This window comes from Sphaerisporangium rubeum, assembly GCF_014207705.1.
GTDB classification, from domain to species: domain Bacteria; phylum Actinomycetota; class Actinomycetes; order Streptosporangiales; family Streptosporangiaceae; genus Sphaerisporangium; species Sphaerisporangium rubeum.
In genome coordinates, this window is record NZ_JACHIU010000001.1 from 1992341 (window position 1) to 2015443 (window position 23103).

The 23103-nt window shown below is 72.0% G+C and carries 20 protein-coding genes; 9 read left to right on the forward strand and 11 right to left on the reverse strand.

The window, feature by feature from the left end; translation table 11 throughout:
* Positions 1-128: 128 nt before the first annotated feature.
* The 5 genes from BJ992_RS08480 to BJ992_RS08500 form a co-directional block, all read right to left on the reverse strand.
* Complete coding sequence (locus BJ992_RS08480; RefSeq protein ID WP_184979361.1) at positions 129-1616, reverse strand: aldehyde dehydrogenase family protein; 1488 nt, start codon at positions 1614-1616, stop codon at positions 129-131.
* A 90-nt stretch (positions 1617-1706) separates the two neighbouring features.
* Complete coding sequence (locus BJ992_RS08485) at positions 1707-2333, reverse strand: response regulator (RefSeq protein WP_184979362.1); 627 nt, start codon at positions 2331-2333, stop codon at positions 1707-1709.
* Entirely contained in the window at positions 2330-3568 is a 1239-nt protein-coding gene (locus BJ992_RS08490) for a sensor histidine kinase (protein ID WP_221474730.1), read from the reverse strand. The genes BJ992_RS08485 and BJ992_RS08490 overlap by 4 nt, the downstream gene beginning before the upstream one ends.
* A complete protein-coding gene (locus BJ992_RS08495) occupies positions 3565-4422 on the reverse strand; it encodes an ABC transporter permease (RefSeq protein WP_184979364.1) in 858 nt (285 codons plus the stop codon). Before BJ992_RS08495 ends, BJ992_RS08490 begins: the two co-directional genes overlap by 4 nt.
* A complete protein-coding gene (locus BJ992_RS08500; protein WP_184979365.1) occupies positions 4419-5288 on the reverse strand; it encodes an ABC transporter ATP-binding protein in 870 nt (289 codons plus the stop codon). Before BJ992_RS08500 ends, BJ992_RS08495 begins: the two co-directional genes overlap by 4 nt.
* A 216-nt stretch (positions 5289-5504) precedes the next feature.
* Here BJ992_RS08500 and BJ992_RS08505 point away from each other — a divergent pair, with 216 nt between their 5' ends.
* From BJ992_RS08505 to BJ992_RS08520, 4 genes are read left to right on the forward strand one after another with little or no spacing between them, the layout of a single operon-like run.
* On the forward strand, positions 5505-6098 hold the full coding sequence (locus tag BJ992_RS08505) for a P-loop NTPase family protein (RefSeq protein ID WP_184979366.1): 594 nt from the start codon (positions 5505-5507) through the stop codon (positions 6096-6098).
* The gene (locus BJ992_RS08510; RefSeq protein ID WP_184979367.1) at positions 6091-7335 is read left to right on the forward strand and encodes a hypothetical protein; all 1245 of its coding nucleotides are present in this window, start codon (positions 6091-6093) and stop codon (positions 7333-7335) included. Before BJ992_RS08505 ends, BJ992_RS08510 begins: the two co-directional genes overlap by 8 nt.
* Positions 7332-9077: an ABC transporter permease subunit gene (locus BJ992_RS08515; protein ID WP_184979368.1), complete on the forward strand. Its 1746-nt coding sequence runs from the start codon at positions 7332-7334 to the stop codon at positions 9075-9077. Before BJ992_RS08510 ends, BJ992_RS08515 begins: the two co-directional genes overlap by 4 nt.
* Positions 9074-11293 carry a hypothetical protein gene (locus BJ992_RS08520; protein WP_184979369.1) on the forward strand — a complete coding sequence of 740 codons (2220 nt, stop codon included), beginning with the start codon at positions 9074-9076 and terminating at the stop codon, positions 11291-11293. The genes BJ992_RS08515 and BJ992_RS08520 overlap by 4 nt, the downstream gene beginning before the upstream one ends.
* On the opposite strand, the gene BJ992_RS32705 is transcribed toward BJ992_RS08520, so the two are convergent.
* Together BJ992_RS32705 and nucS are read right to left on the reverse strand one after the other, a co-directional pair.
* Complete coding sequence (locus tag BJ992_RS32705; RefSeq protein ID WP_343072559.1) at positions 11290-12540, reverse strand: glycosyltransferase family 4 protein; 1251 nt, start codon at positions 12538-12540, stop codon at positions 11290-11292. The two genes, BJ992_RS08520 and BJ992_RS32705, sit on opposite strands and share 4 nt — an antisense overlap.
* A 233-nt stretch (positions 12541-12773) precedes the next feature.
* Positions 12774-13433, reverse strand: coding sequence for an endonuclease NucS (nucS, locus tag BJ992_RS08530; RefSeq protein ID WP_184979371.1), 660 nt, complete (start codon positions 13431-13433; stop codon positions 12774-12776).
* Between the two features lie 106 nt (positions 13434-13539).
* Between nucS and BJ992_RS08535 the strand changes: the two genes are divergently transcribed.
* The 4 genes from BJ992_RS08535 (at position 13540) to BJ992_RS08550 (ending at position 17041) form a co-directional block, all read left to right on the forward strand.
* Entirely contained in the window at positions 13540-15018 is a 1479-nt protein-coding gene (locus tag BJ992_RS08535) for a 3-hydroxyacyl-CoA dehydrogenase family protein (RefSeq protein WP_184979372.1), read from the forward strand.
* A 37-nt stretch (positions 15019-15055) separates the two neighbouring features.
* Positions 15056-15373, forward strand: a complete 318-nt coding sequence (locus tag BJ992_RS08540) for an ATP/GTP-binding protein (RefSeq protein WP_184979373.1) — start codon at positions 15056-15058, stop codon at positions 15371-15373.
* Positions 15374-15455: 82 nt separating this feature from the next.
* The gene (locus BJ992_RS08545) at positions 15456-16160 is read left to right on the forward strand and encodes an alpha/beta hydrolase (protein WP_184979374.1); all 705 of its coding nucleotides are present in this window, start codon (positions 15456-15458) and stop codon (positions 16158-16160) included.
* A 122-nt stretch (positions 16161-16282) separates the two neighbouring features.
* Complete coding sequence (locus tag BJ992_RS08550; protein ID WP_184979375.1) at positions 16283-17041, forward strand: glucose 1-dehydrogenase; 759 nt, start codon at positions 16283-16285, stop codon at positions 17039-17041.
* A gap of 163 nt (positions 17042-17204) precedes the next feature.
* Here the strand turns inward: BJ992_RS08550 and BJ992_RS08555 are convergent, their stop codons facing one another.
* Both BJ992_RS08555 and mce read right to left on the reverse strand, forming a co-directional pair.
* Complete coding sequence (locus tag BJ992_RS08555; RefSeq protein ID WP_184979376.1) at positions 17205-18509, reverse strand: DivIVA domain-containing protein; 1305 nt, start codon at positions 18507-18509, stop codon at positions 17205-17207.
* A 266-nt stretch (positions 18510-18775) separates the two neighbouring features.
* A complete protein-coding gene (gene mce, locus BJ992_RS08560; RefSeq protein ID WP_184979377.1) occupies positions 18776-19204 on the reverse strand; it encodes a methylmalonyl-CoA epimerase in 429 nt (142 codons plus the stop codon).
* A gap of 140 nt (positions 19205-19344) precedes the next feature.
* Here mce and BJ992_RS08565 point away from each other — a divergent pair, with 140 nt between their 5' ends.
* A complete protein-coding gene (locus tag BJ992_RS08565) occupies positions 19345-20550 on the forward strand; it encodes an acetyl-CoA C-acetyltransferase (protein WP_343072560.1) in 1206 nt (401 codons plus the stop codon).
* Between the two features lie 91 nt (positions 20551-20641).
* Here BJ992_RS08565 and BJ992_RS08570 read toward each other — a convergent pair whose 3' ends face one another.
* Both BJ992_RS08570 and BJ992_RS08575 read right to left on the reverse strand, forming a co-directional pair.
* Positions 20642-21343 (reverse strand): DUF4230 domain-containing protein, encoded by a 702-nt coding sequence (locus BJ992_RS08570; RefSeq protein WP_184979379.1) that lies wholly within the window; start codon positions 21341-21343, stop codon positions 20642-20644.
* A gap of 146 nt (positions 21344-21489) precedes the next feature.
* Complete coding sequence (locus BJ992_RS08575; protein ID WP_184979380.1) at positions 21490-22857, reverse strand: hypothetical protein; 1368 nt, start codon at positions 22855-22857, stop codon at positions 21490-21492.
* Positions 22858-23103 lie beyond the last annotated feature (246 nt).

The following is a 23103-nucleotide window of genomic DNA, read 5'->3' on the forward strand; positions in this document are numbered from 1 at the left end:
AATCGTTGCTCAGCCGTCATTCCCCGGTAGTCGCGTCCGGTCGCCACAGTACACCTCACGTCCATGCTGGTCTCATAGGAACCCATCATTATGGACGCAAGATCGTTTTAACGGAAGTATCGCGACAACTAGCTCTTGCGGCGACCGTGGAGAAAGGTGACCAATTTCACGAGACGCTCCAGGTCTGCGGGGGTGCGCGTGAAAGAGGTGAGATTCATTCCAGGTATGGCGAAACGCTGCCGCGAGATCGCCTTCGGCCGGGTGAACTCACGCAGCCCGTCGGCGCCGTGAATGCGGCCGAACCCGGACGCTCCAGTGCCACCGAACGGAAGGGACGGCACCCCGACGAACGATATGACCGAATTGACGGCCGTCATGCCGCCGAGCATGGCCCGCGCCAGTTCCGTGGCCCGTCTCACGTTACCGGAGAACACCGTGCCGCCGAGACCGTACGCCACGGCGTTGGCGCGGCGCACCGCCTCGTCGGCGTCGGCGACCTTGGCGACCGTGATGGTCGGGCCGAACGTCTCCTCCTGCACGGCGCTCGCGTCCTCCGGCACATCGGTGAGCACCACCGGGTCCACGAACGGCGGCCGCACGGCGTCCGCGCCGCCGACCACGGCCGTGGCCCCCTTGGCGAGCGCGTCGTCCACGTGGCGCCTGATGACGTCGGCCTGCTCCGGCATCGTGATCGGCCCGTAGTCCTCGCCGGCGCGCAGGGCCGCCACCCGGCGGGTCAGCTCACGCATGAAGTCGTCGTACACCGGGGCCACCGCGTAGACGCGCTCCACCCCGACGCAGGTCTGGCCGGCGTTCGACATGGCTCCCCACACCGCGGCGTCCGCCGCGGCGGCGAGGTCGGCGTCCCGGTCCACGATCAGCGCGTCCTTGCCGCCGCACTCGGCGACCAGCGGCGTGAGGTTGGCCGCGCAGGCCGCCATGACCCGTTTGGCGGTGGCCGTCGATCCGGTGAACGCGACCTTCCCGACCCCCGGATGGCCCGCCAGCGCCGCGCCTGTCTCGCCGAACCCCGTGACGACCTGGAACACCGGGTGCTCGGGCACACTCTCGGCGAACAGCTCCGCCAGCAGCACCCCGACCCCCGGTGTCAGCTCGCTCGGCTTGAACACCACGGCGTTCCCCGCCGCGAGCGCGTACACGATCGACCCCATCGGCGTGAACACCGGGTAGTTCCACGGCCCGATGACCCCGACCACCCCGAGCGGCAGGTACTCGAGCGTGGCGGCGAGGTTCACGCCGAGCAGCCCCGACGGGACCCGCCGCGGTCCGAGCACCTTGCGCGCGTTGCGCGCGGCCCAGTCGATGTGCGTGATCGCGATCGCCGCCTCCAGCGTCGCGTCCCCCTCGGGCTTCCCGGTCTCCTGCGACACCGCCTCGGCGATCCGCCGCAGGTTCCGCGTCACCACCGCCTTGTAGTCGAGCAACCGGCGCCGGCGCTCGTCGAACCCCAGCCGTCCCCACCACAGCGCGGCCCCACGGCCCCGCTCCACCGCGGCGTCCACGCTCACGGCGTCGTCGATCGGATGCGTCCCCACCACGACCCCGGTCGCCGGATGCACCGACTCGAACGTACGTCCCTCAGTGGCCGTGGACATGGGGAAACTCCTCTCCGGACGTCCGGCGCCGTCCGCGGCCACCCTAACCCCGTCCCGCCGTCCTCTACCAGACAGAGCTATGAGTCGGGCTCAGGTTCGCTCCAGCAGGCCACGCCGCAGCGCCGTGGTGACGGCGGCCGTGCGGTCGCTGACGCCGAGCTTGCCGAAGACGCGCAGCAGGTGGGTCTTCACGGTGGCCTCGCTGATGAACAGCTCGCGGCCGATGTCGGCGTTGGTGAGCCCCCGGGCCACCAGGGAGAGCACCTCGGTCTCACGCCTGGACAACGAGTCGGCGGCCGGGGCACGCATGCGGCCCACCAGTTTGGTCGCCACCGAGGGGGACAGCACGGTCTCGCCACGCGTGGCGGCGAAGACGGCGGACACCAGGTCGGCGCGGGAGGTGTCCTTGAGCAGGTAGCCCGCGGCCCCGGCCTCCACGGCCCGCACGATGTCCTGGTCGGTCTCGAACGTCGTCAGCACGATCACCCGGCACCCCGGCCGCTCCGACAGCACGCGGGGGATGGCGCTCACCCCGTCGCCGCCGGGCATCCGCAGGTCCATCAGGACGACGTCGGGCCGGAGCTCGCGGGCCCGCGTGACGGCCTCGTCCCCCGACCCGGCCTCCCCGGCCACCGAGATGCCGGGGTCGGCCTCCAGCATGCCGCGCAGGCCCTCACGCACCACAGGGTGGTCGTCGACGATCAGCACACTGATCACGGTGCCTCCTCACGGGTCACGGCCGCCGCCTCCGGGTAGGGGATGCGCACGGTGAGCCGCGTCCCCTTCCCCGGAGCGCCGTCCACCAGTACCGATCCTCCCGCCTCCTCGGCACGTGCCCGCATGGCGCGCAGCCCGAACCCCGGAGGCGTGGCCGCCGGGTCGAAGCCGCGGCCGTCGTCCGTCACGCGGAGACACACCTCGCTCTCGCCGTAGTCCAGGCGGACCCGCACCGACGACGCCGCCGCGTGCCGCCGTACGTTGGCGAGCGCCTCCTGCGCCGCGCGCACCAGGACCACCTCGATGCCCGGTGGCAGCGGCCGGGAACCGTCACCCACCTCGAACGTCACCGGCAGCGACAGCTCCTCGAGCAGCCGCGCGGCGATCCTACGCAGCGCCTGCTCCAGCGTGGAGCCGTCGAGCGGCGGCGGGCTGAGCGCCGCGATGAGGCCCCGCGCCTCGGCGAGGTTCTCCCGCGCGGTCCGCATGGCGAGCGCCAGATGCCGGGACGGGTCACGCGACGCCTCGGCGGCCTGGATCAGCATGATGATGCTGGTGAACCCCTGAGCGAGCGTGTCGTGGATCTCCCCGGCGAGCCGTTCGCGCTCGGCCATGGCCCCCCGTTCCCGCGAGAGCCGCGCGACCTGCGCTCTGCTGGCCTCCAGCTCCTCGATGAGCACGGCACGTTCGGCGCTCTGCCTGATGATCCGCGACATCCACGGCCCGAACACGATGGAGAACGTGACCGACACCGCGCTGGTCGCCGCGACGGTGACGGCCGACTGCCACGTGAGCCCAGGTTCCAGGACGAACCGGACGGCCGGTGCCAGGTTGATCGACAGCACCATGGTGATGGCCCATGGCTGGGACAGCGTCATGAAGATCTGCGGGCCGAGCGCGAACATCGCGAACGACGAGGCCGGCACGACGATCGTCGCGGGGACGAAGGTGACCAGCACGAACACCACGTACAGCAGCCGCGCGCGGTCCGATCCCTCGTCCCGCGCCAGCGCGGGCCTGCCGAACACCACATACGCGGCCGCGCACACGCTGAGCAGCACGAGCGCCGCGGCCCGCGCGGGGACGGACGTGCCGTCGTCGAGGAACACCAGCGTCCCGGTGACCACGTACGCGAGGACGAACAGGATGTTCCACCCGTGGAAGGCCCGCCAGGCGTCGGCCGGCGCGGAACGCCGGTCGGCCTGGCGAGCGCAGTCGTCCGCCGTCTCGGTCATCCGTCGCGGCGGCTCTTCCAGCGAAACGTCGTCAGGCACAGGATCAGACCTCCGGCCACCCACGCTGCCAGCACCAGGGCCACCCGGTCGAGCTCGTACGAACCGGTCGTCTCCAGGGCGGCCCCCGCGTCACCCAGGAAGACCGACCGGAAGCCCTGGCACATCCACTTCAGCGGAAAGACCGCCGCGATCCGCGTCAGCCACTCAGGCATCTGCGTGAACGGGATGAACACCCCCGAGATGAACTGCAGCACCACGAACGGCAGGCTGATCACCGCGCTCGCGCTCTTGGCCGACCTCGGCAGGCTGCTCACCGCCACCCCGAGCAGCGAGCAGCCGGTGATGCCGAGCACGAACACCCAGGCGAACGTCACCCAGTTCGCCATGTCGGACGGCAGCGTCAGGTCGTAGGCGAACACACCGATGGCGAGCAGGATCGCGACCTCCACCGCCGCCACGATCAGCACACTGACGATCTTGCCGATGAAGTAGGAGCTGCGTGGCAGCGGCGTCCCCGCGAGCCGTTTGAGTGTGCCGTCGTCCCGGTCGCCGGCGATGCCGATGCCGAGGTTCTGGAAGCTGGCGGCCATCACCCCCGCGCCGATCAGGCCGGCGGTGTAGAGCTGGGAGACGGTGACCGCGCCGCCGCCGAGGCGTCCTTGGAAGATCGAGCCGAAGATCACGAGCATGACGATCGGGAAGGCGAAGGTGAAGACCACGGCGTCCTTCTCGCGGAAGAACATCTTGGTCTCCACCCGCCCCCTGGCCCATCCGGCGGCGGCCACGGACGGCGGCCTGCGGGCCGGGGCCGCGCGCGTCGCGGCGGCGGGGGGAGTGGCGACGGTGTCGCTCATCGGGTGGTCCTCTCGGGGTCCGCGGACGGTCTGGCGATGAGGCCGAGGTAGACGTCCTCCAGCGTCGGCCGGGTGACGGTGAGCTCAGGCACCTCGCCGTCGAAGCGGCGGGTCAGCTCGAGGACGGTACGGGTCGGCGTGGCGGTCGCCACGCGCCTGCGCTCGCCGTTCTCGTGCCAGCTCACGGTGGCGTCGGCCGCGGCACGGCCGCCGAGCGTCGCGGGGTCGCCCTCGGCGACGATCCGGCCGGCGCTGATCACCGCGACCCGGCCGGCGAGCGCCTCGGCCTCGTCGAGGTAGTGGGTGGTGAGCATGATGGTCGTGCCCTCACGGGCCAGGTCCCTGATCAGGTCCCAGAACTGCCGCCGCGCCTCGGGGTCGAACCCGGTGGTGGGTTCGTCGAGGAACAGCAGCTCCGGCCGGCCGATCACCCCGAGCGCCACGTCCACCCTGCGCCGCTGGCCCCCGGACAGCTTGCGCAGCCGGCTGCCGGCCTTGTCCACGAGCCCGACCTTGGCGATCACCTCGTCGGGGTCCCTCGGGTCCCGGTAGTACCCCGCGAAGTGCCGCACGGTCTCCCGTACGGTCAGTTCCGCGGTGTCCCCCGCCGTCTGCAGGACGATCCCGATGCGGTCACGCCACGCGCGGGTCGCGTGCCCCGGGTCCACGCCGAGCACACTCACCTCGCCGCCGTCCCGCGACCGGTACCCCTCCAGGATCTCCACCGTGGTCGACTTCCCCGCGCCGTTCGGCCCGAGTACGGCGAACACCTCACCCTCGTGGACGTCCAGGTCGATCCCGTCCACGGCCCGCACCTCGCCGTACCGTTTGGCGAGACCACGCACCCGTACCGCTGCCTGTGTCATGACCCAAGCATCCCGATCGGACCCGGGGTCGCGGCACCACCGGGGGACTGAACGTGGGGTCCACCGAACGGTGGACACGCGTGGCCGGAGTTTCCGTAACCCGGAATACGGAACGAAATAATTCCGGGGCCGGGTACAAAACGTTTGTTTCCACCGGACACGGGCCGGTTGGACGTTAAATGGGGAGCAGGAAACGTCCAGCTTTTCGGAGTGTCCATGGACCTCGTTCTCGAGCAGGTGCGCTGGGAAAGCGATGGAGGGCTCCGCCGTCTGGAACCCGGCGTGCTCGAGGTCGGTTCAGGGAAGGTCGCGGTGGTGCTCGCGCGTTCGGCGGCGGAGGCCGACAGGTTCGCGGAGGTCCTGCTCGGCCGGGCTCCGCTGAGCGGCGGGAAGATCAAGATCAATGGCACGGACGTCCCCCTGATCGAGCGGTGGGACATCGCGCTGATCCCCCCGGACGGCGGGTTGTTCCCCCATCTCAGCGTGGTGGAGAACATCCGCAGCGGGAGACGCGGGATCAGCATGAACGCCGTGAAGGACCGGGCCGCGGCGTTCGGGCTGCAGGGGTATCTCGACCGGCGGCCGGGCGACCTGACCCACGACCAGCGGATCGGGGTGGCGCTGACCCGCGCCACCTGCGTCAACTCCACCCGTGTCCTGGTGGTCGAGGACCGGGCCGGCGCCGTTCCCTGCCGGCAGGTGGTGGCCACGGTCACCCATCTGTTTCCCGACCTGCCGGTGGTGGTGGTCACCGACGACGCCACCCAGGCCGCCGTGTGGCCACACCGTTGGACGGTGACCGATGCCTGACCCGCTCACCCGCAGGCAGGCCGTCGTCCTGCTGGGACTGTCGGCCGCGGCCGGCCTGACCGGCTGCTCCACGGCCGGGGTCAGCGTCGCGGTGCCGTGGAGCGGCTGGGAACTGGCGAGGTTCCGCGAGGTGGTGCGCGAGCTCGGCGGCGACGCGGTGGTCTTCTCCGCGGGGGACAGCATCGAGGCGCTGCTGAAGAACCCGGTGGCCCCGTCCGCGCGGCCCGACGCCGTGGTCGTGCCGAGGGTCGGAGCGCTCGGCGGGGGGATCGGCGCGTCCCCCGCGCCGCAGGTGCCGCCGGGGCCCGCGGGGTGGCGCACCCGGTTCCCCCTCGGCGGTCGCGGCGAATGGTTCAAGGTGGCGCACAAGTCACTGGTCTGGTACCGCCAGGAGTGCACGGCGTTCCGGGAGGCGGCGCCGGACCTGCCGCTGCCGTGGGACGCGTGGAGGCGGTACTGCGCGACCGCCGGACGTCCGGTCCTGTCCGTCGGCGCCGCGGACGGCTGGGTCCTCACGGACTGGTTCGAGAACGTCCTGCTCGGCGTCGACCCCGAGGTGTACGGCGAGCTGACCGCCTACCTGAAAGGCCGGCAGGACGGGCCGCCTGGCACGCGCACGGTCGCGGTGGTCACCGAGGCGCTGGAGAGGCTGAAGGCGCTGTGGGAGATCGACGGCGTCTTCCCCGGCGGAGGCCGCAGAGCGCTTCAGACGTCGTTCCACGAGTCGATTCTCGATGTCTTCTATTACGGTCACGCGCAAATGGTGGCCGCCGGGGATTTTGCTTATCCGGTGATCACCCGGTTCTGCGGTAAAGGTGCGGATATAGCGAGACTTGCGAGGTTTCCGGCGGTCGATCCAGGTAAAGCGCACATTTTGGTGGCCGGTGACGCCGCCGACCCGCAGGCCGCGCCGGGAACGGACTTCGTCCGCGAGTTGTGCGGTGAGCGAGGCCAGGACGCGGTGCGGCGCACGTGGCTCCCCGAAGGCGGATTCATCTCACCGGACCCGCTGGCCGAAGGGTACCCGGACGTCCTGACGCGCTACGTCGGCCAGGTCCACGGGGACAAGGTCGCGTTCGACCTGTCCGACCAGCTCACCGGACGTCTGTCCGGCGGGAACGGACGCGGTCTGTGGCGCGTGCTCACCCGGTTCTTCAGTGAGGTCACCGGGGTGACCTCCCGCGACGGGGACGCGGTCGCGACGGCCCGTGCGGCCATCGTGGGGGTGGGCCGGTGAGCGGGGACCCGCCGATGTTCGCGGTGACGCCACGGACCGATCCGCGGCCTCCGGTGACCTGGAGGTCGCGTGGCCGTTGGGCCGGCTGGGGATACGTCCTGCCGGCACTCGTCGTGGTGACCGTGATCATTATCGCGTCACTGGTGATGACGGTGGCCGCCAGTCTGCGCGCGCCGTCCGGTTACCGCGCGCTCGTCCTCGACCCGCAGTTCGGGCCGGCGCTGCGCAACAATCTGGCCTGGGTGGGATTCACGGTCGTCACCTGTGTGCTCGGCCTCGGCCTGGCGTACGTCGCCAGGAGCGCGGGTGCGAGGTCACGGCGGGTGCTGACCGTCGCTCTGGTGATCCCCGCCGTCATCTCGCCGCTCACCGCGGGGATCGCCTTCCGGATCATCTTCGACCACCGTCCCGAGCGCGGCCCCGTCGCGGCGGTCGTGCGAGCCGCGCTGGGGCCGGCCGCCGGGGCCGGTGACGGGTCGCAGGGATACCTCCTCGGCGCCGGCTGGATCTGGGTACTGCTCGGGGCCGCGTTCGTCTGGCAGTGGACGGGGGTGGCGTTCCTCGCCTTCCACGACGGGCTCCGGCGGGTCCGCGAGGACCTGGTACGCATCGCGCGCATCTTCGCGCCGGGCCCCTGGTCGAAGCTGCGGCTGGTGCTGATCCCCACGCTCCTGCCGTCGGCGGCGGTGGCCGGCCTGATCGTCCTGCTGGCGGCCACCCGGACCTTCGAGATCGTCCTGGTGGCCGTCCCCGGGTCGCTCCAGGACCAGGTCGACGTGCTCGGGCTGTTCTGGTGGCGGCAGAGCGACGTGTTCGTCCAAGGGGAACGCGAGGCGCTCGGTGTCCTGCTGTTCCTGATCCCCGCCGCCGCGGCGCTGACGCTGCTGTGGCGGCTTCGCAAGGAACTGCCGTCGTCGGGGCCCTCCGGCGCCGCACGGCTTCCGTCACGCGCCACGGGCCGGTGGACGTGGGTCCTCCCCGGGCTGGTGGCCGCGGTGTGGCTGACGCCGATCGCCGCGCTGCTCCTCGCGTCGTTCCACGCGCCGGTGGACGTCGCGCGGTCCGGCCTGCTGAACGGCGACTACGGGCTGGAGTCCTACCAGGAGGCACTGAGCGACGGGTCCTTGCTCGCGGCCATGGTGCCGACCGCCACGCGCGCCGTGCTGGTCGCGGTCCTGGTGGTGCTGACGGCGGTCCCCGCGGCGTACGGGCTCACCCACGCCGGGATGCGCCGCCGGACGGCCGGCGCCTTCGTCGCGTTCGCGGCGGTGTTCGCGACGATCCCGCCGCAGGCGATCGCGGTCCCGCTCGGGAGGACCACCGCCGGTCTGGCGGGGGGCCCGGTGACGCTGAGCCTCATCCACGCGGCGCTCGTCCTCCCGCTGGCGGTGCTGTTGCTGCGCGGGGCCTTCGCGTCGGTGCCGCGCTCGGTGGTGGACCGTCCGCTTGCGCAGGGTGAATCGGCCTTCCGGCGGGTCGTGGAGGCACGCCTTCCCGCGGTGCTCACCGTGGCGGTGCTGGCCGCCGTCTCCACCTGGAACGATCTGGTGGTGAGCCTGCTGCTGAGCTGGCCGTCCGCCGACCAGGTGCCTCTGGTCGTCTGGCAGCAGTCACGCTACTTCGCCACGTCCGCGGGCCCGCTCGCCGCCGAGTCGGTCCTCGCCGGCGTGGTCCCCGTCGCGCTGGTGCTCGCGAACGGCCGGCTGCTGGCCGAGGGGCTGACCACGGGGGTCGACCGATGACGCCGCCGCGCCGCCGCTACGTCCCCTCCCGGTTCCTGCGGCTGCTGCCCCGGTCACGCGCGGAGATCCTGTGGGTCGGCGGGCCGTTGGTGACGCTGCTGTGGACGGCGCTGGCCCAGGACGCGGTCGCCACGATCGCCAAGGACTATCTGCCGGCCCAGATCATCCTGGTCGTGACGGTGCCAGGCATCGCGATCTACCTGCTGCGCAGACGGCGGAGCCCGGAGGCGGCGCCGGAGCTGCCGCCGCTGCCGTTCCCCGCGCGGGCCGAGGACCTGGCCGGCCGCGCCGAGACGGTGGAACGCGTCGTCCACCGGGTCCAGACGCACGGGATCGCCTTCGTCGCCGGCGGGAAGGGGCTCGGCACGTCCACCGTCGCCACCGCGGCCGCCTGGGAACTGGAGCACGACCCCGCCAGGCAGCGGTACGCCGATCTGCGCGGCCAGGACCGCGGCAGACCGGAGCCCGCGCTGAACGTGGCACGGCGGATCCTGAGCGTGCTCGGCCGCCGGCTTGAGGAGGCCGAGACCCTGGAGGCGGCGAGAGCCCTGGTGGGGGACGTGATGCGTGCCTCCCCTCGCCTCACGTTGCTGCTGGACAACGTGGAGACCTGGGGTCAGGTCGCATGGCTGCCGCGGGCCCCCACCGTGCGGATCGTCGTGGCCGGCGCGCTGACCGGCGTACCGGACACCGAACAGCCGGTCATGGTCGGGCCGCTGTCTCCCGGCGACGGCTGGTCCCTGCTGCGCGCGAAGGTGAGGCACGACGGCGGCCGGCTCGCCACGCCACCCGGCGACCCCGTGCGATCGCTGCTGCGCAACCCCGTCATCGTCGTCACGCTGGCCGCCTGGCTCGACCAGAACGACGGCATGCGCGTCGAGGACCTGGTGGACGACGCCAGGCACGCCGAGGGGGACGTCCTCACGACCTTCCGCCGCAAGGTGCTGAGCCGGCTGCCGGCGGACGCGGCACGGCTGCTGTCGGTCCTCGCGCACCTGCCGGTCGAGGAGGTCGCGGTCGGCACACTCGCCAAGGTGGCCCGCGTGTCCGGCAGGGGAGCCGCCGAGGCGGTCCAGGTCCTCATCGACAACGGCCTGGTGGAGCGGCTGCCGTCGCCGTCCCGGGTTCGCGCCGTGGACGGGGCCCCGCGGATCGTCGCCGAGCCGCACGACCTCGCCGCCGTGCACCGCGGCCTGGTCGGGCTGCTCGCCGCCGAGGCCGGGTGGCACGGCCGGCGCCTGCCGGACGACGAGCACGCACGGCGATGGTTCGCCGCCGAGGACACGGCGCTGCTGGCGCTGCTCGCCGCACCGAAGCCGGACGTCAGGACGATCTCCGATCTCTGGCGCATCGGGGACGCGCTGGAGGCATGGTTCACCGCGGAGCACCGGCTCGCCGACCGGCGGGAGGCCGCCGGCCGGCTGGCGGCGGCCGCGAGGAGGCTGGGGCACGGCGAGATGCTGGTCGTGGCCGAACTCCGCCGCGCCGACGCCGAACTGTCCCTCGGGGCCGTCGCGGCGGCGGACGAGCACCTCCAGGACATCCAGGCCCGGGTGCGCGAGGAGTCGCGACCCCCGCAGATGATCCTGACGCGCGCCGCCATCCAGCTCACCACCCGAGGCGACCCGGCCGTCACGGAGGCGACGCTCGCGCGGTACCGCCAGGCGCTGCCTCCCGGCGACACCCAGGGACAGGCCCTCGCCGCGGTCAACGTCGGCGCGCTGTGGCTGAGCGGCGGCCAGACCGAACCGGGACTGGTGCAGGACGCGTACCGGCGGCTCGGCGCGGTCACGTCCGCCGGTGACGCGGCCGGCCTCGGTGTCCGAGCGCACGCCACGGAACTGCGGGCCCTCGCGGACTGGCACCTCGGCAAGGTGAAGGAGGCCAGGGACGGCTGGACCAGAGCGGCCGAGATGTTCCACCGGGCCGGCGAGCCGGTGGGCCGGGGCCGGTGCGAGGTGCATCTCGGCACTTCGCTGGTCGAGACCGATCCGGCCCGCGCGGCGGAACTGCTGAGCGCCGGCCGCGGCCGGCTGCCTCCGGCGGGCCTGCCGACGGCGCTCGCCTGCCTGTACCTGGCCAGGCTCGGTCACGGAGATGCGCGCGACCTGGCCCGCGCGGGCCTCGACGCGCTGCCGGAATGGCGGAACATGCCAGAGCCGCCGCACATCCAGGCGGTCCGGCGGCGCCTGGAGGCGGCCGGGGACCGGGTCTAGTCCGGGACGTTCCCGGCGCTCGTGGATGGCGAAGGCTCGGGACCGGCCGTGGCCGCCATCTCCTCGAGCAGCGCGTCCCAGCGCGGGCCGACCGACGTCATGCGGTACCGCTCCACGGTGGTCAGCGCGTTGGCGCCGAGGGTGCGGCGCAGGGACTCGTCCTCGATGAGGCGGTTGACCGCGCGGCCGAGCGCGGCGGCCTTGGTGGAGCGGACGAGCAGGCCGTCGTGGCCGTCGGTGATGATCTCTCGCGGGCCGTGCGGGCAGTCGAAGCTGACCACGGGCACGCCTTTGCTCATCGCCTCGAGGATCGTCATGCCGAAACCCTCGTACCGTGACGCGACCGCATGGATCGAGGCCTTGGACAACGCGATCCCCGTCTCGCGCGCGCTTCCCATGAGCTTGACCTTGCCGGTCAGGCCGGCCGCCTCGACACGATCGCGCAGCCGCTGTTCGCGCTCCTCGGTGCCGCCGCCGTGGATGTGCAGTTCCCAGTCGGGATGCGCCGCGGCGACGGTCTTCCAGGCGTTCACGAGCCGGTCGAAGCCCTTGGCGTGCGCGAAGCGGCCGATGCCGACGACCACCTTCTCCTCGAGCGAGGAGACGTCACCGGCGAGCTCGGCCACCGCGTTCGGCAGGCGCAGCAGGTGGCGCGGCGGCCGGCCCCGCAGCGCCTTGCGGTACGCCTTCAGGTCGGCCTCGGTGAGCGTGGTGAGCGCGTCGAGCCGGCCGTAGCGGCGGCGGATCGCGGTCTGCAACTCGGGTGCGTGCGCCTCGTAGGTCGTGTGCTCCTGGCCGACGGTGAGCACGCCTGGCGGAGCGAACAACGCCATGAGCAGGTTGAACGCGGGCCGGGTGCCGATGAGCACACCGCCGCGCACCGAGCGCAGGTAGCGCACCAGCAGCAGGTCCGTGCGCAGGCTCATCGTGCCGTACGCCTTCTCCTGCTCGGGCACCAGCCGGCTGCGCATCCCGGCGAGGCGCCGCGCGAGCGGCCCGTGGCGCACGGTGCGGTCGTCGAGGAACGTCACCCGCACGCCGGGAGGCATGTCGAAGAACGGTGTCTCGGCCGTGCGGACCAGGCTGACGATCTCGACGTCCCGCGTGCGAGCCAGGTGCGCCGCCAGGTTCAGCGTGGTGCGGATCGTGCCACCCATGCCGTACGCGTGCAGGAGGAAGATGCGGACCGGCCCCGTGCCGGCCGGCGGGGCCCCGCGCGCCTTCCGCCGGTTGAGTGCCCCGATCACCTTTAAGGCGGCACGCGCGAGCACCCTGCGTCCATTCCACGACACGCTGGAATCCCCCTTGGTAATGGATATCTCCCTATGCCCTGCCACAGCGGGACATGCCGCCGGTAAGGCATTTGACGCCATTCGTTCTGACGCCGGTTCGCCGTGAAATGTTGGGAGTGGCGGGAAAGATCCTCCTGAAGGAGGAGAAGAAACCGCTCAGAGGGTGCGGAAAAGCCCCAGACGGGTGTTCAGAACAGCGTGTCCTTGCGTTCGATGCCGCGCAGCGCGTCGTAGTCGAGCAGCACGCAACGGATGCCGCGATCCTCGGCCAGGGTGCGGGCCTGCGGCGCGATCGTCTGCGCGGCCAGGATGCCGCCGACCGGGGACAGCAGAGGGTTGCGGTTCAGCAGCTCCAGATAGCGCGTGAGCTGCTCCACGGCGTCGATGCCCGCGCGCCGCTTGATCTCGACCGCCACCGTGGCGCCGGGCCGGTCGCGGCACAGGATGTCCACCGGCCCGATCGCCGTGGGGTACTCACGCCGGATCAGCGACCAGCCCTCACCCAGCGTCTCGATGTGCTCGGCCAGCAACTCCTGCAGGTGCGCCTCGACACCGTCCTTGATCAGGCCGGGATCCTTGCCGAGCTCATGGGAGGAGTCGTGCGTGATCTCCTCGATGGTGAGGATGAGCTTCTCGCCGGTCTTCTCGTGCGTGACCGTCCACAGCCCTTCCTCCTCACGCAGCCGGCACGGAGGACTCATCCAGTTGAGCGGCTTGTACGCACGGTCGTCGGCGTGCACCGAGACAGAGGAGTCCCCCTTGATGAGGATCAGACGGGGCGCCATGGGGAGGTGCGCCGTCAGCCGTCCCACGTAGTCCACGCTGCAGCGCGCGATGACCAGTCGCATGGCCGCCAACCCTACCGCTCGCCGCGGCCGTCCCGCGGACGTACGGGCCCGCGGGTCCGGGGGACCGGTGCTCTGGGAGACTGGTCAGCGAGTGGAGGTGGGGCATATGGGGACGGCGTTCCGTACGGTGGGGGTCGTCGGGCTCGGCACGATGGGGGCCGGCATCGCGGAGGTGTTCGCTCGCGCCGGGCTCGCCGTCGTCGGCGTGGAGGCCGATGAGGACGCGCTGGAGCGCGGCCGGTCCCACCTGCGCCGCTCCACCGACAAAGCCGTGCGGCGCGGCAAGCTCACCGAGGACGAGCGCGAGACGATCCTCGGCAGGGTCACCTTCGCCGGCGGGCTCGGCGCGCTGCGGGACGCCGACCTGGTGGTCGAGGCCGTCCCGGAGATCATGGACGTCAAGCGCGCGCTGTTCGCCGAGCTCGACCGCGTGTGCGCGCCGGCGGCCGTGCTCGCCACCAACACCTCCTCGCTGGCCGTCACGGCGCTCGCCGCCACCACCTCACGTCCCGGCCGCGTCGTCGGCATGCACTTCTTCAACCCCGCGCCGGTCATGCGCCTCGTCGAGGTGGTGCGCACGGTGGTCACCGACGACGGCGTGGCCGAAGACATCGCGGACCTCGCGCGACAGGCCGGCAAGACCCCGGTGGTGGTGGGGGACCGCGCGGGGTTCGTGGTCAACCGGCTGCTGCTCGGCTACCTCAACCGCGCGGCGGGGCTGCTGGAACGCCGGGTGGCGTCCCAGCACGACATCGACACCGCGATGCGCGTCGGCGCCGGCCTGCCGATGGGGCCGTTCGCGCTGCTGGACCTGATCGGACTCGACACCGCGCACGAGATCTGCGAGGTCCTGTTCCAGGAGACCCGCGACCCGTCGTTCGCACCGTCCCCGCTGCTGCGCGAACTGGTCGCCGCCGGGACGCTCGGCCGCAAGACCGGCCGCGGGTTCGCCACCTACACCGGCGAACCGCCTTCGCCGCGCTCCGACGAGAAGCCGGGACGGCTCAACGTCGCCTCGGTCTGCGTGACCGGCGAACGAGCGGGGGCCCTGCAGGAGAAGCTCGACGCCATCGGCTTCCGGTGCGGCGAGCCGGAGGAGTCGGACGTGGTCGTCGCGCTCGGCCACGACCGGGTGGCGCCGCTCGCCGGCCGGCTGACTCGGCCCGAGCGTGTGGTGGGGGTCCATCTGGTCGGCGACCGGCTGGCCGAGGTGGTGTGCGGGGTGCGCACCGCGCCTGAGGCGGCCGAGGCGGTGCGGGGGCTGCTGCGCCTGCTCGGCCACACGCCGGTGACGAGCGCCGACCGCGCCGGGCTCGTGGTGGAGGCGCTGACCTACCCCTACCTCAACGACGCGGTCCGCATGTACGACTCCGGTTACGCCACGATGGACGACATCGACGACGCCATGCGGCTCGGCTGCGGCTACCCCGCCGGCCCGTTCGAGACCCTCGACAGGCTGGGGCTCGCCACGGTGCGCGACGGCCTGCTCGCGCTGTACGAGGAGTACCGCGAGCCGTTCCTCGCTCCCGCGCCGCTGCTCGACCGTCTCGTCACGGCCGGAGTGGCCGGGTTCCGGGCCCGATGAGGGAAGAAATCCGGTCCGTCCCCACGTTCGTGCCGACATGAGCCCCCGCCGTGCGCGCCGCATGGACCCCTCGCTGGGGAAGGACGGCCGTCCCCTCCGGCCCGCCGAGGACGCGCTGCGCGGCTCGGAGCGCCTGGAGAGCGCGCCGGACGGGGACTGGAAGGTCCGCCAGGTCTCCGGCGCCGCCCCCGGCAAGCTCTACCGCTGCCCCGGCTGCGACCATGAGATCCGTCCCGGACTCCCGCACGTCGTGAGCTGGCCCGCCTGGCAGGGTGGCGAGTCCGAACGCCGCCACTGGCACACCGCCTGCTGGCGCAAACGCATGGACCGCGGGCCTGGCCGTTTCCGTTACTGAGCAGGCTCACCCGCGCCGCGTCACCGGCGTGGGCCTGCGGGAAGCCGTACCACCATCCCAGGTCTCACCGAGGAGAACACCAGTGGAGATCCGCGCGTCGACGGTCCTTCCCGCCGTACGGCAGGACATCGAGCTGCACACCGCCGACGGGCTCACGCTGGTCGGCGAACTGGCCCTGCCTCCTGAGGGCAAGCCGGTCGCCACCTTGGTCTGCCTGCATCCCCTGCCGACCGCCGAGGGCATGATGGACAGCCACGTCCTGCGCAAGGCCGCCAACCGCCTGCCTGCTCTCGCCGGCGTCGCCGTCCTGCGTTTCAACACCCGCGGCACCGAGTCCGCGCGCGGCCGCTCGGAGGGGGCCTTCGAGGAGGGGGAGGGTGAGCGGTTCGACGTCGCCGCGGCACTGGAGTACACCGAGTTCCACGACCTGCCGAACCCGTGGCTCCTCGGCTGGTCCTTCGGCACCGAGCTGGCCCTGAAATGGGGTCACGACCCCCTGGTCCAGGGAGCCATCCTGCTGTCCCCGCCGCTGCGCCGCGCCACCGACGAGGACCTGGACGCCTGGGCCGCCTTCGGCCGTCCCCTCGTCGCGCTGGTCCCCGAGCACGACGACTTCCTGCGGCCGCAGGAGGCACGCGAGCGCTTCTCCCGTGTCCCGCAGGCCGAGGTGGTGGCCGTGGACAACGCCAAGCACCTGTGGGTGGGTGAGCCGTACGTCCGCATCGTGCTCAACGAGATCGTCGAACGCGTCAACCCCGCCGCGCACCCTCTCCCCACCGACGTCTAGAGGGTGCGACGCGCCGGCCCCGCCGCCTACCCCCTCCCCACCGGCATCTGAGCCCCGGAGGGTGCGGCACGGCCTCCGGTGACAATAGAATTTCGTTCTGGTTCCCAGATGAGGAGGATGCGGTGCAGGCGTTCGATCTAACCGGCCGGAACGCGTTCGTGACCGGCGCGTCGCGCGGCATCGGCCGGGCCATCGCACTGGCCTACGCCGAGGCGGGGGCCGACCTGGTGCTGGTGTCCCGGTCGGCGGACAAGCTCGCCGAGGTGGCCAAGGAGGTCGAGGCGGCGGGCCGCCGGGCCCACGTCATCGCCTGCGACCTCACCGACCGTGACGCCGCCGCGGCGGCCGTCGGCGAGGCCGTCGAGACCTGCGGCCATCTGGACATCGTGGTGAACAACGCCGGCGGGTCCAACTTCATCTCGCAGTTCAAGGACCTGCGCCTGTCGGGGTGGGACAAGCTGATCAGGCTGAACCTCGACACCGTGATGACCGTCTGCCACGCCGTGGCCCCCCACATGCTGGAACGCGGCTCGGGCTCGGTCATCAACATCTCCTCCGTCGCCTCCCTCGGTGCGCCGTTCCTCGCGCCGTACGCCGCCGCCAAGGCCGGCGTGGTGGCCCTCACCAAGTCCCTCGCGGTCGAATGGGCCGCCTCAGGCGTCCGGGTCAACGCGCTGTGCCCCGGCTGGACGGCGACCGATCTCAGCCGCGCGCTGTGGGAGGACGAGAGCGCCTCACGCGCCACCACCGGCAACGTCCCCATGGCCCGCTGGGGCACCCCCGAGGAGATGGCCCCCGCCGCCGTCTTCCTGGCGGCCCCGGCCTCCTCCTACATGACCGGACAGGTCCTCTACGTGGACGGCGGCCTCACCGCGACCTGACGGCCCCACCCGGGAACCCGCGGGTGAACGACGGGCCGAACGGGTGAGCGCCGGCCCCGCACGCCGCAGGGCCGGCCGGGAGACGACAAAAGAGAGCCTGGCGACCTGATGGTCGCCAGGCTCTCCCGTAGCCGTCCCTAACGCCCTTGGCGTGGCGTGGCGCCTACTCCTGCCACCACTCCGAGTCGTCCTCGGCCGGGGCGGCGGCCCGCTGCGAGGCGGGTGCCGCGGCAGGCGCGGGGAGGGGCTTGTCGTTGACCGGGGTGGCCGCGAGGGCGGGCTTCGGCGCGGGGGCCGCGACCGCGGGAGCCTCGTCCATGCCGGGCAGAGCGGCGCCGCCGAGGAGCTGGCGCAGCTGAGCGAGGTGGCTCGTGATGCTGTCGCGCTGGCGGGTCAGCTCGTCCACCTGGCGCTGCGCGACCGTGCGGTTGCGCTCGGCCTCGGACTTGGCCTCCGACACGATGGTCTCGGCGCTGGACTTGGCCTCGGCGACGAGCTGGTCGGCGTTCTTGCGCGCGTTGGCCAGCAGCTGCTTGGCGTGGGTGTCGGCCTCGCGGCGGGTCTGCTCGGCCTGCTGCGTGGCCTTGGTGGCCCGCTGCTCGGCGGTGGCGGCCCGCTGCTCGGCCTCGGCCACGAGCTTCTGCGTGGCGGCCTGCGCCGTCGCGTGACGCTCGGACTCCTGACGCTCGGCCTCCTCGCGGCGCGCGGCGAGCTGGATCTCGAACTCGGCCTCGTCCTGGGCCCGCTTGGCCTCGGACTCCTCCAGCACCCGCTGCGCCTGCGCGCGCATCTCGTCGGCCTGGCGCTTGGCGGTCGTGAGCACCTCGTCGCGCTCGCGCTTGGTGGAAGCGCGCAGCTGTGCGACCTCACGCTCGGTGGTGGTGCGCAGCTTGGCGATCTCACGCTCGGCGTCGGCGCGCTTCTCGGCGACCTCGTGGTCGGCGGTGGCACGCAGCTTGGAGACCTCGCGCTCGGTGGTGGAGGTGAGCTCGTCGGACTCGCGGCGGGCCGTGGAGCGGATCTCCTCGGCCTCGCGCTCGGCCGTGGTGCGGGTCTCCTCCGCCTCACGGGTGGCGAGCGCACGCTTCTCGGCGGCCTCGTTCTCGGCGGCGGCGCGCAGGTCGGCGGCGTCGACCTTGGCCGCGGCCTTGATCTCGTTGGCCTCGGCCCTCGCGGCCTGGACCAGCTCGGTGGCCTGCTCCTCGGCCAGGCGGAGCAGTTGCTCGATGCGTGCGCCGAGACCGGAATAGGTCGGGCGCTCCTGCTCCTGTAGCTGGCGCTGGGAGTCGGACAGCTCACGTTGCAGTGCCGCGACCTGCTCGCGTGACTGACGCAGGTCGGTGTCGATCTGCTTCAGATGGTCGTGCACCTGGTGCCGGTCGTAGCCACGGAGAACCACGTCGAATTCCCGCGTGGGTGCGTCTTCAAAGAAATTGTTGAGCTGGGCGTCGATGTCGGAGGACTGCATGAGGCTCGATCCTGGGTTGTCGAGACGGCTACACGGGGCCGGACGAGGGGCGGACAGCCGAGGCGGGCCCCGCCAAGCCACGCGCGCCCCGCACGGGGCCGCGGAGCTTCTGGTGCGGTCGCTCGGCGGTCCTGCGCTGGGCTCGCCCGTCCATGGCGGGTTCCACGTCCGGTGGTAGGTCAGCGTACTCTGGTGTTGCCGAATTGGAGGTCCCGACAGACTTTCTGCGTGACTTGTTACGAATAGGCCATTGTTGAGTTTCGCTGCTACGACTGGCGCCGGGGGGACTCCACCAGCTCTGTCAACACTCCTCCCACATCTTTCGGATGAAGAAACGCGATTGACGTGCCCATTGCCCCGTGCCGGGGCTCCTTGTCCAGCACGCGCACGCCGATGGCCTCCATCTGCCTGATGGCCTTCGGCAGGTCCGGCACGCCGTACGCGATGTGGTGGATGCCCTCGCCGCGGCGCTCCAGGAAGCGGCCGACCGGCGTGTCGGGGCCGAGGGGCTGGACGAGCTGGATGTACGAGCCGCCGCCCTCGCCGTCCGCGATGTGCAGCATGGCCTCATTCACACCCTGTTCCTCATTGATTTCGCGGCTGACCACCGTGACGTCGAACACCTTCTCGTAGAAAGCGATCTTCTCGTCCAGATCGTGACAGGCGATGCCGACGTGATCGATTCTCAGCAGCATTGCGTACTCCTCCTCCACCCCGTCCCTGATCGACGAGGCGCTCCCGCGGTGCGCTCCGCGGCGACCTCCCCCGAGGTCTTCGTGCGTTCTCTCCTATGTATGGTGGCAAAGTCGCCCACGAACCCATCATGGAGGCCCCGGTGTCCGGTTTTCCCCAAGCCCGGCGTTCCGTCATCGTCGCTGGGGCCCGCACCCCTATCGGCCGTCTCCTCGGCTCGCTGGCCGGGGTCACCGCGGTCGACCTCGGCGGCATCGCGATCAAGGCCGCGCTCGAACGCGCCGGTGTCGCGCCTGATCAGGTGCAGTACGTGATCATGGGTCAGGTCCTGCAGGCCGGCGCGGGGCAGATCCCCTCGCGCCAGGCCGCGGTCAAGGCCGGCATCCCGATGACCGTGCCGTCCCTGACGATCAACAAGGTCTGCCTGTCCGGCCTCGACGCCATCGCCCTGGCCGACCAGCTCATCAGGGCCGGTGAGTTCGACGTCGTGGTGGCCGGCGGCATGGAGTCCATGACCAACGCGCCGCACTTGCTGCCGGGTCTGCGCAAAGGGGTCAAGTACGGCCCGGCCGACATCCAGGACGCCATGGCCAAGGACGGCCTCACCGACGTCTTCGACCAGGTCTCGATGGGGGAGTCCACCGAGCGCCACAACACCCGCCTCGGGCTCGGCCGGGCCGAGCAGGACGCCTTCTCGGCGCGCTCCCACCAGCTCGCCGCCGCCGCGATCAAGGACGGCCGGTTCGACGACGAGATCGTGCCGGTGAGCCTGCCGCAGCGCAAGGGCGACCCCGTGCTGTTCTCCACCGACGAGGGGGTGCGCGGCGACACCACCGTGGAGACGCTGGCCGGTCTGCGGCCGGCGTTCGCCAAGGACGGCACGATCACCGCGGGGTCGGCGTCCCAGATCTCCGACGGCGCCTGCGCGGTCGTCGTGATGTCCAGGGACAAGGCCGAGGAGCTCGGTCTGCCGTGGCTGGCCGAGATCGGCGCGCACGGCAACGTCGCCGGGCCCGACAACTCGTTGCAGTCCCAGCCGGCCAACGCCATCGCTCAGGCCCTCGGCAAGCAGGGGCTCACCGTGGACGACCTCGACCTGGTCGAGATCAACGAGGCCTTCGCCGCGGTCGTGCTCCAGTCGGCCAAGGAGCTCGGCCTGCCGCAGGACAAGGTGAACGTGAACGGCGGCGGCATCGCGCTCGGCCACCCCATCGGCGCCTCCGGTGCGCGCATCGTGCTGACGCTCGCGCACGAGCTGCGCCGCCGCGGCGGCGGCACCGGCGCGGCGGGGCTGTGCGGCGGCGGAGGTCAGGGGGACGCTCTCATCATCACCGTCCCCGTGTCCTGACCACCGGTACCCGGACCACCCGGACCACCGGCAGCCTGGCACCGGTACTCGGAGCATCGGCACTCGGAGCACCGGCAGCCTGGCGCCGGCGTCACGGCTCGTCGTCGTACTTGATCGTCACCTTGGTGAACCCCAGCGATTTCAGCATGCCTTCCAGCATCAGCTTGGTGTTCTGGTCAGCACGCTGGCGCAGGTCGCTCTGCTGCGCCGCCTCGGCGATCTTCTTGGCGGCCAGCACGTAGAGCTCCTGCTGGTCCTGCGGGCTGTTGGACATCATGTCCTGGAACCGGTCCAGCAGGCCGCGTTCCTGCGCATAGACGTGTGACTTCTCGTTGTCCAGGCTGGGACGTTCCAGCTGAGCGCGCGGAAGCCGTACCGTCACCTCGGTGCGGTCGGGGGACACCGTGATGGCGTTCTCCTTCAGCCCCGCGAAGTCGACGTACGCGTCCACGCTGCCGACCCCCACGAACAGCGTGCGGGAGCCCTTCAGCGCGTCAGGCAGGAAGGGTGCGTCCTTCTCCAGGTCCACGATCACCTGGAAGTTGCCGCTCGCGGCCTGGAAGCGGCTCATGTCCTGGATCGACTGGAGCAGCACCGGCGGGCTGCGGTCGACGTTCCGCGTGCCGAGCGGGTCGATCGTGGTCCAGGCGAGCCAGGCGCCGCCGGCGAGCAGCACGACGGCGACCAGAGCACCGATGAGGATGCGCCGGCCGCGGCCGGAGCGGCGCTGTTCGAACGCTTCTGCGGCGGTGGGCGGGTATCCCGTCCTGGAGGGCGGCGAGTCGCGTTTCACGGCCGAGATTCTTCCCGATAAGTACTCCTTCTCACCTTCCGCGGCGACAGGTCGATGGAGCAGCACGTCAGGGTGCCTGCGGACTGTGCACGGAGTCGAGCGGCGACGTCGGACCTTCCGCGGCGACAGGTCGGCGGGCCGGTACGTCAGGGTGCCTGAGCGCCGTGCACCGAGCCGACCGGCAACGTCGGGTACGGCGGTCCCGGCACCGGCGTGCGCGGCGGTTCGGACGGTCCGCCACGCATCGCGACCCGATGCCGGCGGGCCCCGCCGCCGAAGTGGGAGGCCCGCAGCCGGCAGGCCGCGAAGTCGGTGTAGAACATGCGCAGCCAGTCGCGCCGCTGGCTCTCCGCGAGCGTGGAGAACCACCCCGCGGCCGCCTGGTGTCCCCGCAGCGGCCCCGCCGGCAACGGACGTCCCCTCAGCCAGGCCGCCACGATGGCGCGGTACCCCTCGGCCGCCGTCCCCTCGCAGGGCCGGGCCAGGCCGCCGACGAACTCCGACACGGCCCGGTCGGCGAACCCGGGGCCGAGGTCGTCCACGTGGACGGTCACCACCCCCGGCGACGGGTCGGCGGCGTCGTCACGTGAGCGCTGCTCCACCCGCGAGAACGCGGCAGGCGTGCCGGTGAGCCGCGCCGCGAGTGTGGTGAACGCGGCGCCGAGCTCGGTCAGGCCGGCCCGCATCCCCGGATGGACGCACACCGTGATCGGCCACTCCTGGCAGCTGTACACCAGCGGCCCGTCCGCCGCCACCGCGCGCGGACGGGTCACCATGCGGGCCATGCCGGCCCCCGCCACCAGCACCGCGAGCACCGCGAGCGCGAGCGCGAGCGGCCGCCGGGTCACGACGGCCGTCCAGGCGAGCAGCAGCGCGCCGGTGACGCCGAGCAGCCACAGCGCCTGGTCGGTGAACGCGGCCTGGCTCAGCCCCGTGAACGGGTCGTACGGCTCGGCGACCCCCGGCGCGAGCCTGGCCAGCCACGACGGCCCACCCGAAGGCGAGGTGAGCAGCACGTAGCTGCCCGCGCCGGCGGCGAGCGGCGTCAGCCGCCACGGCAGAGCCCAGCCCGCGACCCACCCGAGCGTCGCGTACAGCGCCAGCCCCGCCGCGCCGACCGCGAGCCCCGTCGGCGCCAGATGGCCCGCCTGCTCGGTCAGGAAGGCCTTCACGGCGAGCACGCTCACCGTCGCGCAGAAGGCCCCCACCACGACCCCGAGGATCGCGAGCGGTGCTTTCAGCACCCGCCACCCGTGCGGCCGCGGACGCACGGGCCCTACGCGGGCCGGCGCGGTCCGCCTCGTGCGCACGGCCACCCACGCGCCGAAGGCGGCGGCGACCGGGCCGGTGAGCCGCAGCGATCCGATGACCGCCACGACGATGTTCTCCCATGCGGAGACGCCGGGAACAAGGACGCTCCAAGCGGCGAGCAGGCCCAGCGCGAGCAGCGTCCCTACCGCCACCAGCGCGCTGTGCTTCAGCTCCTCGCGTGAAACGCCCCTTTGCTCAAGCACGGCCCCGCGTGGACCGGAGAACCGGCCACGCCGTCCGTGCGTCGTTCGTGCCGTTCACTAGAAACCCCCGTTGCCTGGAGTGAGCGCCGCCACTCGGGTGCGGGCCCCCCGGCCCCTTGGCACCCTTTGCCCGGCCGCCTTCGCCCCCGCCGGTCCGCGGAGGCCACGTATGACCTCGCGCGCCGGACGGCAGGGCTCTCCCCATGCTTTGGGTCGGGCTTTGCCGCGCCTCACCTTTTGACATGC